Here is a 13091-nt window from a genome sequence, read left to right as displayed (position 1 = left end):
CCCGCCTGATGCCGCCGCTGATCCCGCCCCCGCTGTCGCTGTACGTGCACCTGCCCTGGTGCGTGCGCAAATGCCCGTACTGCGATTTCAACTCGCATGCGGCCAAGGGCGCGCTGCCGTTCGACGACTACGTGGACGCGCTGATCCGCGATCTGGACCAGGACCTGCCGCTGGTCTGGGGCCGCACCGTACAGACCGTGTTCTTCGGCGGCGGCACCCCCAGCCTGTTTCCGGCCGAGGCGATCGACCGTTTTCTGCAGGCGGCCAGCGCGCGCCTGCGCTTCGCGCCGAACCTGGAAATCACCCTGGAGACCAACCCGGGCACCGCCGAGCACGGGCGCTTCGACCGCTACCTGGCGGCCGGGGTCAACCGGCTCAGCTTCGGCATCCAGAGCTTCGACGACGCCGCGCTGCAGCGCCTGGGCCGGATCCACGACAGCGCCGATGCCGAGCGCGCGGTGAAGCTGGCGCAGGACGCCGGCTACGCCAACTTCAATCTGGACCTGATGTACGCGCTGCCGCAGCAGACCCTGGCCGGGGCGGAGAGCGACATCGCGCGCGCGCTGGCGCTGCAGCCCACCCACATCAGCCATTACCAGCTGACCCTGGAACCGAACACGGTATTCGCCGCGCGCCCGCCGCAGGGCATTCCCGAGGACGACGACGCCTGGGACATGCAGGAGCACTGCCAGGCGCTGCTGGCCGCGGCCGGCTACGCCCAGTACGAAGTCAGCGCCTACGCCCGCGACGGCTACCAGTGCGCGCACAACCTCAACTACTGGAAGTTCGGCGACTACCTGGGCATCGGCGCCGGCGCCCACGGCAAGATCAGCTCCGGCGCCGAGCAGAACATCCTGCGGCGCTGGAAGACCAAGCATCCGCAGGCGTTCCTGGCCGCCGCCGGCACCCCGGCGGCGATCGGCGGCGACGACTGGATCGGCGCCGAGCGGCGTCCGTTCGAATACATGCTCAATGCGCTGCGCCTGAACCAGGGGTTCGCGTTGCGCGACTTCGCCGTGCGCACCGGCCTGGAACCGGAGACGATCGCTCCGGCGCTGGCCCAGGCACAGGCGCGGGGCTGGCTGCATGTGGAATCCGGGCATGCGCTGCCGACCGAACTGGGACGGCGCTTCACCAACGACGTGGTCGCCCTGTTCATGCTCTGAAATGCTGCGCCAGGCCGCCGCCAACATGGTTGCGCCGCCAGAAACGTGTTACATACCGGACCCCGGAAATCAAACGGCGATCACAGGATGTCATTGTCTGCCATTCCGTCGGCAAGCCCGGCGACGCTCGCCAGCGCCGCCCTGCCCACGCGCGTGCGCGACATCCTGGAGGCGCTGACCGGCCTGGTGTGGCAGACGCTGGAAGCGCCGTTGCAGTCGACCCTGAGCGAGCTGGAACGCGAGCTTTTCGACCAGGCCGAACGCGCGCGCAACAGCCAGCTGCAGGAGGACATCTACCAGGAACTGCAGGGCCTGCGGGCGCGCCGCGAGCGCTTCGCGCCGTTCTACAAAGCGCAACTGGAAGCGGCCCTGGCCACACTGCGGCTGCCGCTCGCCCCGGTCGGCCTGCTGCGCCAGGACAAGGCCAGCGCGGCGATGCAGATGCTGACCCTGGTCGCCGACGTGGACATCGACCGCGACATCGTCCTGCACGACATCGCCCGGCGCGAGGCGGCGCGGGCCAGCACCCCGCTGCAACTGCTCGGCCAGCGTTTCGGTGTACTCGCCGCGCGGCCGGCGTTCGAAGCCGAGCACACGCCGCTGGGGCCGCACCTGCTGTGCCGGATCCTGCGCGAGGCCGGCGAGGAACTGCGCCTGGGGCTGGACGCGCAGCTGACCCTGTACCGCGCCTTCGAGCGCCAGGCGCTGGTCCGCTACGGCGAGATGGTGGAACGCGCCAACGTGCTGCTGGCGCACGCCGGCGTGCTGCCCGGCCTGGTCTACCTGCCCTACGTGGCGCGGCCGACGAGCGCGCCCGCCGCGGCCGCCGGCAACCGCGCCGCGCCCCGCCCGTCCTCCGCCACGCGCCCGGCTACCGGTTGGTCCGGACAGGCGGCGCCCGGCGGCTGGTCCGGCCCGGGCCCCGGTGCCGCCGGCGGCGAAGCGGCCCCGCCCAGCGCAGCGCCCCCGCTGCCGCCGCCGACCGCGGCCAATGCCGCGACGGCGGCAAGCGCCGCGCCGGCCACGCCCGACAACGCACCGACCGACTTGGCCACGCTGCGCCAGCTGCTCGCTGCCGCACGCGACCGTGCGATGGTGCCGGCCACCCAGACGGCGCCGGCCGGGACCGCGGGTGCGATGCCCGCAGGCGCCGTCCCCGCTGCCGCAGCGACAGCGATGCCTGCGTCATCCGGCAACGTCCCGATGCCGGCCCCGCGCGCCGCCGCAAGTGGCGCGGCGAGCGCCTCCGTCCAGGCCAGCGCCTCCGCCGTGCCCACCGCATCGCTGCTGCAGGCCTTGGGCGAACTGCAGGCGCAACCGCCGGCGCACAGCACCCTGGCCGGCCTGCGCGGGCGCCGCCAGGTGCGCGACGTGCAGGCGGCGCTGCTGGCCACGCTGCGCAGCGAACATGGCCCGCAGGCGGCGCTGGCGCCGCAGGATGCCGACACCTTCGACCTGCTCGGCCTGCTGTACGCGGAAATCGAACGCGAAGTGCGCAGCGATGCGCCGGCCGCCGCTCTGCTGGAGCGCCTGCAGGTGCCGCTGGTGCGCGCCGCGCTGCAGGACAGCGCGTTCTTCGTGCGCAGCCAGCACCCGGCGCGCGAGCTGCTCAATGCGGTCGCCGAGTCCGGCGCCACCTGGCTCAGCGAAGAGGACACCGATCCGCAGTTGCTGCTGAAGTTGAACCAGACCGTCGACCGGGTGGTCGAGGAATACGAGGGCGACGAGCAGGTCTTCGAGCAGGCCCACCAGGACATCCTGGCGCAGTACCGCGCGTTGGCGCACAAGGCCGAGATCGCCGAGCGCCGGCATATCGAGGCCGCACGCGGCAAGGAGCGGCTGGAGGTGGCCAAGGAATTGGCCAGCGCCACGCTGGAAGCGCTGTGCCGGACCTGGGAGCCGCCCAAGTTCGTGCAGGCGCTGCTGAACCAGGCCTGGTCCGATGTGCTGACCCTGACCCTGCTGCGCCAGGGCGAAGACTCCGATGCATGGCGCGAGCGCAAGCAGCTGAGCCAGTGCATCGCCGAGGTCACCTGCCGCGCCAGCGGCGGCGACCCCGATCCGGACCTGGCCGGCGAAGTGCGCAACGCCCTGCTGCAGGTCGGCTACCACCAGGACGAAGCCGAGGCGATCGCGCGGCGCCTGTCCACCCCCGGCGGCGGCGACACGCTGACCTCGCGCACCGAACTCAGCGCCAAATTGAAGGCGCGCACCCGCCTCGGCGATCAGGGCGAGGATGGCGAGCGGCCGCTGCTGGCGCCGCGCAACGAAGCCGAGCAAGCGGCCTATGCGCGGCTGCGCAGCCTGCCGTTCGGCACCTGGTTCGAATTCGTGACCAACCAGCAGGGCGACCTGAAACGGCAGCGCCTGTCCTGGTACAGCCCGATCACCGACCGCGCCCTGTTCGTCAACCAGCGCGGACACAAGACCGCCGAGTACTCGCTGGATGCGCTGTCGCGGCTGCTGGCGCAGAGCCAGGCACGGATCGTCACCGAGGACCGCGCGCGCCTCATCGACCGCGCCTGGCACGCCACCGTGCGCGCCTTGCGCACTCTCGCCGGCGCGCCGGTCCCCGCCGACACCCTGGAGGACGCATGATCGCCGAAGCCCGCCGTTCGCCGCGCCGCCAGGTCCCGGACATGGTGCCGGTGCTGGACATGATGGAAGACGCCGTGGTCGGCCGGCTCGGCAACCTCTCCGAGAGCGGCATGCTGTTGCTGGCCTCGGTGCCGCTGCACGAGGACGCGCTGTACCAGTTGCGCTTCGCGCTGCCGCAACTCGGCCGCGAGGCGCAGATCGACGTCGGCGTGCACCTGTTGTGGAGCGAACGCGCGCAGGCGCCGGGCCAGGCCTGGGCCGGCTTCCGCTTCCTGACCATCTCGCCGGCGCATCGCGAGCTGCTGCGGCAATGGATCAACGCCGGCCCGGCCGGGTAGCGCGCCGGCAGCATCGCCGGCGCCCCCTGTAGGAGCGGCTTCAGCCGCGACAGACACTCTCGATGGAGTCTGTCGCGGCTGAAGCCGCTCCTACAGTTTCATCGCCTGCACAAGATGGAAAAAGATCCGTCGGGCTTGGCAACGCCTACCGCTTCCCGGCTACGCCTACACATAGCCGCATGCCATGCGCAGGCACGCGGTGCGTCAACGCGCGCGTGCCGTTTGCGGCAAACTTGGCGCCTGCCTTTCCGCATCGCCGACCGAGCCGCCGCCATGATCCAGCAAGACCCCAGCGCCCTGTACGCCGACCACCTGCGCACGCTGGCGCAACGCGCCGACACGGCGCTGGCGCGCGGCGGCTTCGACCATCTGCTCGTGCCCAGCGGCAGCCTGCACTACCAGCTGTTCGACGATCGCGACTATCCGTACGCGGTGAACCCGCAGTTCAAGGCCTGGCTGCCGCTGACCAGGGTGCCGAACAGCTGGCTGGTCTACACCCCGGGGCGCCGCCCGCAGCTGATCTTCCACCAGCCGCGCGACTACTGGCACGTGGTGCCGGCCGCACCGAACGGCTGGTGGGTCGAGCATTGCGACATCCACGTCATCCGCAGCCCGGAAGAGGCGCTGGCGCTGCTGCCGGGACCGGCCGCGCGCTGCGCGATCCTCGGCGAAGCGCAGAGCGCGCTGGGCGACTACGTGCCGAACAATCCCGAAGCGGTGGTGCAGTACCTGGAGTACCACCGCGCCTACAAGACCGCCTACGAACTGGTGCTCATGCGCCAGGCGCAGCACCTGGCGGTACGCGGCCACCGCGCCGCCGAAGCCGCGTTCCGCGACGGCCGCAGCGAGTTCGAGATCCACATGGCGTATTGCAGCGCGGTGGGCCAGGACGCCAACGAGCTGCCGTACGGGAACATCGTGGCGCTGAACGAACACGGCGCGGTGTTGCACTACACCGAACTGGAGCGGCAGGCGCCGGCGCAGAGGCGCAGCTTCCTGATCGATGCCGGCGCCTCCGCGCACGGCTACGCCAGCGACATCACCCGCAGCTACGCCGCCGACACCGGCAGCGAGTTCCAGGCACTGATCGACGCGGTCGACGCCGCGCAGATCCGCATGGGCCAGGATGTGCGTGCCGGCGTGGACTACAAGCAGCTGCACATCGACGCGCACCTGGCGCTGATGGGCGTGCTCAAGGACTTCGGCGTGATCACCGTGTCGCCGGAAGCCGCGCTGGCCACTGGCGTCAGCGCCGCGTTCTTCCCGCACGGCCTCGGCCATCCGATCGGCCTGCAGGTGCACGACGTGGCCGGCTTCGCCGCCAGCGACCGCGGCGGCCGCATCGAACGCCCCGCCGGTCATCCCTACCTGCGCATGACCCGCGTGCTGGAACCAGGCATGGTGGTGACGATCGAACCGGGCGTGTACTTCATCGACATGCTGCTGGACGAGGTCAAGCAGAACGGCCATGCCGCCAGCGTGGACTGGAACCGGATCGAGCAGTTCAAGCCCTACGGCGGCATCCGCATCGAAGATGAGGTGGCCTGCACCGACGGCGAACCGGAGAACCTGACGCGGCCGGCGTTCGCTTTGGCGGCCTGACGGCCGCCGGGAATGGGGAATCGAGAATGGGGAATCGCAAAAGCAAAGGCTTAAAAGCGATCACCTGAGGTTTCCGCTTGCGGACGTCCACGTCACGCGCGACCTGCCGCTTTACCCATTCCCGATTCCCGTTTCCCAGCCATCAAGGCCTCGATCTCCTCGGCGCTGCGCGCCAGCGCGGCGGTCAGCACGCGGTGGCCGTCGTCGGTGATCAGCACGTCGTCTTCGGTGCGGATGCCGATGCCGCGCCAGCGCGGCTCCACCTGTTTGTCGTCGGCGGCGATGTACAGCCCCGGTTCGATGGTGAAGACCATGCCCGGCTCGAGCAGGCGCGAGGCGCCGGCCAGCTTGTAGTCGCCGACGTCGTGCACGTCCAGGCCGAGCCAGTGCCCGGTCTTGTGCCGGTAGAAACGCCGGTAGTCGCCATCGGCCAGGTTCTGCTCCAGCGTGCCCTTGAGCAGGCCCAGCCGCAGCAGGCCTTCGGTGAGGGTCTGCACCGCCGCCAGGTGCCCGGCCTCGTAGGCCACGCCCGGCCGCGCCTGCGCCAGCGCCGCCGCATGCGCGGCGCCGACCAGCTCGTGCAGCGCGCGCTGCTCGGCGCTGAAGCGGCCGCTGACCGGGAAGGTGCGGGTGATGTCGGCGGCGTAGCCGCGGTACTCGGCGCCGGCGTCGACCAGCACCAGGTCGCCGTCGCGCAGGCGCGCGGCGTTGGCGCGGTAATGCAGCACGCAGGCGTTGGCGCCGCTGCCGACGATGCTGCCGTAGGCGGGCCAGGCGTCGCCGGCGCGGAACTCGCGTTCGATCTCGGCTTGCAACTGGTATTCGTGGATGCCCGGCCGCGCCAGCCGCATCGCCGCACGATGCGCGGCCACGCTGAGGTCGGCGGCGACCTGCATCAGCGCGATCTCGTCGCGCGACTTGAACAGGCGCTGCTCGTGCAGCAGGTGGCCCAGCTCCAGGAACTCGTGCGGCGGCTGCGCGCCATGCCGCACCTGCTCGCGCACCCGATTGACCCAGCCGATCAGCTTGAGGTCGAAATCGACATCCCGGCCGAAGTGGTAGTAGACCCGCGAGCGGCCTTCCAGCAGGCCCGGCAGGATCTCGTCGAGGTCCTCGATCGGATAGGCATCGTCCATGCCGTAGCGTTCCACCGCGCCGTCCTGGCCTTCGCGCGGGCCGTCCCAGGCCTCGCGCTCGGGATCGCGCTCGCGGCAGAACAGCAGCGCCTCGCCGTGCTTGCGCCCGGGCACCAGCACCAGCACCGCCTCCGGCTCGGGGAAACCGCACAGATACCAGAAGTCCGAATCCTGCCGGTACGGGTAATGGGTGTCGTGGCTGCGCACCCGCTCCGGTGCGCTCGGCAGCACCAGGATGGCGTGGTCGCCGGCCATGTCCATCAACTGTTTGCGCCGACGCGCGTATTCGCCCGCGCCGATGCCGGTGAGTCGTTTCATCACTCAGTTCAGGCGTTGCCGATGGCGCGGGCCGAGCACGCAGTCGCTGTGCAGCAGCAGCGCGGCCACGCGCACGAATTCCTCGATCTCGGCCAGCGCGTCCTCGTCCTCGTCGGCGCTGTCGAAATCGTCGGTGCTGGCCTGCGCCAGCCGCGCCAGATCCTGCAGCGATTCTTCGCCTTCTTCCGACAACGGCGGCTTGGCCCCGGCGGCCAGGCCGAAACCGCCGAGAAAGCCGCGGCACCAGTCGAACAGCGCATCGGCGCGCTCGGACAGCGGCGCGCCGGCATCGGCCAGGACCAGGTCGAAGGCGAAATCGCGGTCCTCCAACTGCGCGGCAGTGGCCTCGCGCAAGCGGTCCAGCACGTCGCCGCGGCGCGGCGTGGCGATGCCGGCATCGGCCAGCACCGCGGCCGGCCACGCCGCCAGGTCGGCGCCGCCGCCGGCCAGCCAGCCGCACAACGCGCCGTGGAGTTCGGCCGCCGACGCGGCCAGGCCCAGTTGCTGGCTGGCTTGGGTGACGTCGTCGGCGCTAGGAAGTTCGATCATGGACGCAAGGCCTGTTGTGCGCTCGCCACCGAGAGTCGGGGCCAGCGGCGGAGCGGGACTGCGCAGTGTAGCAATCCGCATGTGTCGCGCTGCTTGTTAAGGCTTCCGGCGGGCGCCTACACTCCACCACCCCCTTTCCTGACCGAAGCCCTCTTCCCGCCATGTCGATCGAGCACGTCGCTGCGGGAATTGCCGGTTATGCCGGAACGGACTGGCGCTGGGGCTGGGCCGCCGCAGCGGCGATCCTGGCGGTGGCCGCCGTGGTTTCCGCGCTGCAGGCGCTGCACTGGCGGCGGCGCATGCAGCAACAGCAGAAACGCCAGCAGCAGCTGCAGCAGCGCGACCGCCACCTGAAGCTGGCGCTGTGGGCCTCCGGCGAGCACTTCTGGGACTACGACCTGCAGCAACGCAAGCTGCGCCGCATGCGCGCCGACGAAGCGGCGCCGCACGCGCAGGAGATCACCATGGTGATCCGCGAGGACGATCCGCTGCGCATCCACCCCGACGACGTGCCGCAGGCCGAGCGCGCGCTGCGCGAACACCTGCAGGGCCTGACCCCGGTCTACGTGGCCGAGTACCGGGTGGACCTGGCCGGCGACGGCGTGTGGCTGTGGGCGCGGGTGCGCGGCCGCGTGGTCGACTACGACGCCGCCGGCAAACCGCGCCGGCTCGCCGGCACCGCGCGCGACATCACCTCGCACCGCCAGGCCGACCTGGAACGGCGCATCGCCAGCGAAGTGCTGCGCAGCATGAGCGAGGCGGTCGCGGTGCTGGACGAAGACCTGCGCTTCATCTCGGTCAATCCGGCCTTCACCCGCATCACCGGCTACAGCGAACGCGAGGTGCTGGGCCAGCCGATGACCCTGCTCGACCATGCGCCCGACGTGCCCGCCGCGCCATCGCTCGAGCACGGCCGCTCCTGGCGCGGCGATGCCTGGAAGCGGCGCAAGGACGGCCTGGAAATCCTCTGCCACGTGCGCCGCAACACGGTCGGCGACGCCGACGGCCGGCACAGCTTCCACGTGGTGGTGCTGGAAGACATCACCGACCAGAAGCGCGCCGAGCAGGAACTGCGCTACCTGGCCAACTACGACACGCTGACCAGCCTGCCCAACCGCGCGCTGCTGTCCGAGCGGCTGGCGCGCTCGATCGTGCGTGCGCGGCGCCAGGGCAGTTCGGTGGCGGTGCTGTTCCTGGACCTGGACCGGTTCAAGGACATCAACGATTCGCTCGGCCATGCGGTCGGCGACCGGGTGCTGCGCGCGGTCGCCGAACGCCTGCAGCAGGCGGTGGGCCCGCAGCACACGGTCGCGCGCCTGGCCGGCGACGAATTCACCGTGGTGGTGGAGGACATCGCCGACCAGGCCGAGGCCGAAGCCGTCGCCACGCGCGTGCTGGCCGCGTTCGATGCGCCGCTGCAACTGGAGGACCGCCGCGAAGTGGCGATCTCCTCGTCGATCGGCATCTCGCTGTTCCCGCAGCACGCGTTGCTGCCCAGCGAACTGCTCAAGCACGCCGACACCGCGATGTACCAGGCCAAGGCGGCCGGGCGCCGCAACGTGCAGGTCTATTCGGCGCGCATGGACGAGGCCACCCGCCACCGCGCCACGCTGGCCAGCAGCCTGCGCAAGATCCCGTTCGACCAGGAGCTGAAGCTGGTCTACCAGCCGCGCTATTCGCTGCGCGAGCAGCGCGTGGTCGGCGTGGAAGCGCTGCTGCGCTGGCACAGCGCCGATTTCGGCACGGTCTCGCCGAGCCAGTTCATTCCCCTGGCCGAGGAAACCGGCCTGATCCTGGAGATCGGCGAATGGGTGCTGCGCCAGGCCTGCAGCACGCTGCGCGACTGGCGCCAGCTGGGCCTGACCGACTTGTGCATGTCGGTCAACGTGTCGGCGATCCAGCTCGAGCGCGGCGACCTGCCGGCGTTGATGGCGCGGATCCTGGCCGAGACCGGGGTCCCGGCCGCCAACGTCGAGCTGGAACTCACCGAAAGCGTGGTGATGTCGCAGGTCGGCAAGAACGCCGCCACCCTGCATGCCTGCCGCGCCCTGGGCCTGGCCCTGGCGATCGACGACTTCGGCACCGGCTATTCGTCGCTGGCCTACCTGAAGCGCTTGCCGATCAACACCTTGAAGATCGACCAGGAATTCATCGGCGACCTGACCCGCGATCCGGACGACGAGGCGATCACCAGCACCATCATCGCGATGGGCCACTCGCTGACCCTGAAAGTGGTCGCCGAAGGCGTGGAGCTGCCCGGCCAGCTGGCGTTCCTGCGCCAGCACGGCTGCGACGAGATCCAGGGCCATCTGGTCGCGCCGGCACTGGAACCGGACGCCTGCCTGCAGTTGCTGCGGCAGCCGCTGCTGCTGCCCGCCTGAGCGGCGGCCGTCGCGCCCTCCGCCGGCGTCTTGACCGCCGCTCGGGCGCATGCCTATCGTGGGCGCCATGGACAGCCCCGACGCCCTCGCCCAGCTTCGCACCCTCGCCACACGCGTGGAGACGCTGGTCGAGCGTTGCCAGCGCCTCACCGACGAGAACCGCAGCCTGCGCCAGCAGCAGGAGCAGTTGATCGGCGAGCGCTCGCAGTTGCTGACCAAGAACGAACAGGCGCGCTCGCGGGTCGAGGCGATGATCACCCGGCTCAAGTCGCTGGAGCAGCACACGTGAGCGAACCGGTCAGCGTCCGCATCCTGGACCGCGAATACACCGTCGGCGTCGAGGCCGAAGAACGCGACAGCCTGCTCGCCGCCGCGCGCCTGCTCGACGCGAAGATGCGCGAGGTGCGCGGCAGCAACCGCATGGCCGCGGTGGACCGGGTCGCGGTGCTGGCCGCCCTGAACCTGGCGCACGAACTGCAGCAACTGCGCGACGAGCAGGCGCGGCGCGATCATGAGATGACGCGCACGCTCGCCGATCTCAATCGCCGGCTCGACGGCGTGGTCGATACGGCGCGTTGATACCCGCCTCGCATTTCGATCATCAACGTGAATTGCGCCGTACCGCGCGACCGACGAACGGACTAGCCAAGCGCGGCGACGGCGCTATACTTCGTTTGCGTTCTCTGCTGTAAACGACAGCGTGTGCAAACATTCGCCTTGTCCCTTAATTACGACCACGGGATGGCGACGGAATCGGGTGTGCAGGTCCGCCTTGTAGCGGGAAGCCCGATGGTTCCCCAGCTATCCCACTTGAACCCCGGGTTCAAGGTCGTTTCGCACGCATCGTCTACGGCGGAGAATGCAATATCCCGGAAACGGCGCCGCAAGGCGCCGTTTCCTTTTGCGCGTCCGCGTCCGCGTGCGCCGCGCCCGACGACGCATCGCATCGGCGCCGCCGCTGGCCTCCCTGCAGCGCACGCAACTGCGCACCGACCAGCCGCCGGCGCAAGCCTGGGATACTGTCGCGCCCTTCCAGGAGACGCCGCATGCCCTCGTTCGCCCAGATCATCGACCGCTTCGACCCGAACGCCGGGTTCGACGTGCCTGCCAGCTGGTTGCAGGGACGCACCGCCTTCGGTGGCCTGTCCGCGGCGCTGGCGCTGCAGACCGCGCAGCGCGCCGCGCCGTCCGCGCTGCCGCCGCTGAAGTCGGCGCATATCTGGTTCGTCGGCCCCACCGACGCCACCTTGCGTTTCCAAGCGCAGCTGCTGCGCCAGGGCAAGTCCGCCACCTCGATCGCGGTCGATTGCCTGGCCGGCACGCAGCTCGCGCTGCGCGCGGCGCTGCTATTCGCGCAGCCGCGCCCCAGCCGCATCGCCCACGACTTCATGCCTGCGCGGCCCGCGGTGTGCGGACCCGACGCCGCAGCGCCGATCGCCGCCAGTGCGATTACTCCGGCGTTCGTCGGCAACTTCGAGATGCGCCTGGCCGGTGGCGCCCTGCCGGTGTCCGGCGCCGCCAGCCCGGAACTGATGGTCTGGGTGCGCCATCTTGATAGCGCGGGCGTGGATCCGAGCCTGGCCCTGGTCGCGCTCGGCGACAGCCTGCCGCCGGCGGCGATGGCCTGCTTCACCGAACCGGCGCCGGTCAGCTCGATGACCTGGACCCTGGATTTCCCGCAGCCGGCCGCGGCTGGCGACTGGTTCCTGCTGCGCTCGGCCAGCCAGCACGCCGCCGACGGCTACTCGCTGCAGGACATGCAGATCTGGAACGAAGCCGGGCAACTGGTGCTGTCGGGCCGGCAGACGGTGGCGATCTACGCGTGACGCCGCGTCGGCGGCAACGCCCTAGCCAGTCCACGCGCCGGCACCGACAATAGCGCCGTCCCTTCCCGCACCTGCCCGATGACTCCCGACGACCGCGACCTCCTGCGCCAGCAACTGCGCGCGCGCCGCCGCGCGCTCCCCGCAGCCACGCGCCTGGCCGCCGCCGACGCGCTGGCGCAGCGCTTGCTGGACCTGCCGTTCGCGCCGCAGCACGGCCACGTCGCCGGCTATTGGGCGATGGACGGGGAGATCGCGCTGCACCGCTGGCAATTGAGCCTGCCGGCCAGCGTGCAGTACTGCCTGCCGGTGCTCAGCGGCAAGACCCTGCGTTTCGCGCCGTGGCGCCCGGGGCAGCCGCTGACCGCCAACCGCTACGGCATTCCCGAACCCGACGTCGCCGCCGAGGCGACGCTGGCGCCGGAGCAGATGGCGCTGGTGGTGGCGCCGCTGGTCGGCTTCGACGCCGGCGGCGGACGCCTGGGCATGGGGGGCGGCTGGTATGATCGCAGCTTCGCATTTCGCCAGCGGCAAGCGCCTCCGCCCTGGCTGGTCGGCGCCGCGTTCGCTGTGCAGCAGGTCGACGCGCTGCCCATCGCCGCCCGGGACGTGGCGCTGGATGCGGTCTGCACCGACTCCCTCACCCTCCTGACCGCGACCGATCTCCCCGCATGACCGCACGCAAGCGCTACTGGCTGATGAAGTCCGAACCGGACGCCTTCTCGATCGACGACCTGCAGCGGGTCGGCAGCGAACCCTGGAACGGGGTGCGCAACTACCAGGCGCGCAACTTCATGCGCGACGGCATGAAGCTCGGCGACGGCATCCTGTTCTATCACTCCAACTGCAAGGTGCCCGGCATCGTCGGCACGGCCACGGTGGCCAGCGCAGCGTATCCGGACGTGACCCAGTTCGACCCCACCTCCGACTATCACGACCCCAAGGCCACCCGCGAACAGCCGCGCTGGTATCTGGTGGACGTCGCCTTCGAGCGCAAGCTCGCGCGCACCATCGCGCTGGACGAGATCAAGCAGCACGCCGACGCGCTCGGCGAAGGCTTCCCGCTGACCGCGCGCGGCAACCGCCTGTCGGTGTTCCCGGTCAGCGCCGCGCAGTGGAAGCTGCTGTTGGCGCTCGAGTAGCCGGGGATTTGGGATTGGGCATTGGGGATTCGTCTCCT

General features: G+C 70.6%; 12 protein-coding genes and 1 other RNA gene. 11 read left to right on the top strand and 2 right to left on the bottom strand.

Annotated elements, in window-relative coordinates; genetic code table 11:
* The first annotated feature begins 8 nt into the window (after positions 1-8).
* The 4 genes from hemW (at position 9) to pepQ (ending at position 5704) form a co-directional block, all read left to right on the top strand.
* Positions 9-1166, top strand: coding sequence for a radical SAM family heme chaperone HemW (gene hemW / locus HEP75_RS04665; protein WP_185825615.1), 1158 nt, complete (start codon positions 9-11; stop codon positions 1164-1166).
* An 87-nt stretch (positions 1167-1253) separates the two neighbouring features.
* Positions 1254-3764: a DUF1631 domain-containing protein gene (locus HEP75_RS04660; RefSeq protein ID WP_185825614.1), complete on the top strand. Its 2511-nt coding sequence runs from the start codon at positions 1254-1256 to the stop codon at positions 3762-3764.
* The gene (locus HEP75_RS04655) at positions 3761-4102 is read left to right on the top strand and encodes a PilZ domain-containing protein (protein WP_185815382.1); all 342 of its coding nucleotides are present in this window, start codon (positions 3761-3763) and stop codon (positions 4100-4102) included. The genes HEP75_RS04660 and HEP75_RS04655 overlap by 4 nt, the downstream gene beginning before the upstream one ends.
* 273 nt (positions 4103-4375) lie before the next feature.
* On the top strand, positions 4376-5704 hold the full coding sequence (gene pepQ / locus HEP75_RS04650) for a Xaa-Pro dipeptidase (protein WP_185825613.1): 1329 nt from the start codon (positions 4376-4378) through the stop codon (positions 5702-5704).
* A gap of 92 nt (positions 5705-5796) precedes the next feature.
* On the opposite strand, the gene pepP is transcribed toward pepQ, so the two are convergent.
* Both pepP and HEP75_RS04640 read right to left on the bottom strand, forming a co-directional pair.
* Entirely contained in the window at positions 5797-7158 is a 1362-nt protein-coding gene (gene pepP, locus HEP75_RS04645) for a Xaa-Pro aminopeptidase (protein ID WP_185825612.1), read from the bottom strand.
* Positions 7159-7161: 3 nt separating this feature from the next.
* Positions 7162-7707: a YecA family protein gene (locus HEP75_RS04640; RefSeq protein WP_179566969.1), complete on the bottom strand. Its 546-nt coding sequence runs from the start codon at positions 7705-7707 to the stop codon at positions 7162-7164.
* Between the two features lie 161 nt (positions 7708-7868).
* Between HEP75_RS04640 and HEP75_RS04635 the strand changes: the two genes are divergently transcribed.
* The 7 genes from HEP75_RS04635 (at position 7869) to HEP75_RS04605 (ending at position 13053) form a co-directional block, all read left to right on the top strand.
* A complete protein-coding gene (locus tag HEP75_RS04635) occupies positions 7869-10088 on the top strand; it encodes a GGDEF domain-containing phosphodiesterase (RefSeq protein ID WP_185815372.1) in 2220 nt (739 codons plus the stop codon).
* A 67-nt stretch (positions 10089-10155) separates the two neighbouring features.
* Positions 10156-10377 carry a TIGR02449 family protein gene (locus HEP75_RS04630; protein ID WP_053836518.1) on the top strand — a complete coding sequence of 74 codons (222 nt, stop codon included), beginning with the start codon at positions 10156-10158 and terminating at the stop codon, positions 10375-10377.
* The gene (locus HEP75_RS04625) at positions 10374-10667 is read left to right on the top strand and encodes a cell division protein ZapA (protein WP_185822333.1); all 294 of its coding nucleotides are present in this window, start codon (positions 10374-10376) and stop codon (positions 10665-10667) included. Before HEP75_RS04630 ends, HEP75_RS04625 begins: the two co-directional genes overlap by 4 nt.
* Positions 10668-10765: 98 nt before the next feature.
* Positions 10766-10951: non-coding RNA, 6S RNA (gene ssrS, locus HEP75_RS04620), on the top strand.
* Positions 10952-11134: 183 nt separating this feature from the next.
* A complete protein-coding gene (locus HEP75_RS04615) occupies positions 11135-11914 on the top strand; it encodes a thioesterase family protein (protein WP_185825611.1) in 780 nt (259 codons plus the stop codon).
* 78 nt (positions 11915-11992) lie between these two features.
* Positions 11993-12586, top strand: a complete 594-nt coding sequence (locus HEP75_RS04610) for a 5-formyltetrahydrofolate cyclo-ligase (RefSeq protein WP_185825610.1) — start codon at positions 11993-11995, stop codon at positions 12584-12586.
* Positions 12583-13053, top strand: coding sequence for an EVE domain-containing protein (locus tag HEP75_RS04605; protein WP_185822330.1), 471 nt, complete (start codon positions 12583-12585; stop codon positions 13051-13053). Before HEP75_RS04610 ends, HEP75_RS04605 begins: the two co-directional genes overlap by 4 nt.
* Positions 13054-13091 lie beyond the last annotated feature (38 nt).

It is taken from the genome of Xanthomonas sp. SI (genome assembly GCF_014236855.1).
GTDB lineage: Bacteria > Pseudomonadota > Gammaproteobacteria > Xanthomonadales > Xanthomonadaceae > Xanthomonas_A.
This window is presented reverse-complemented; position numbering and strand designations above follow the sequence as displayed.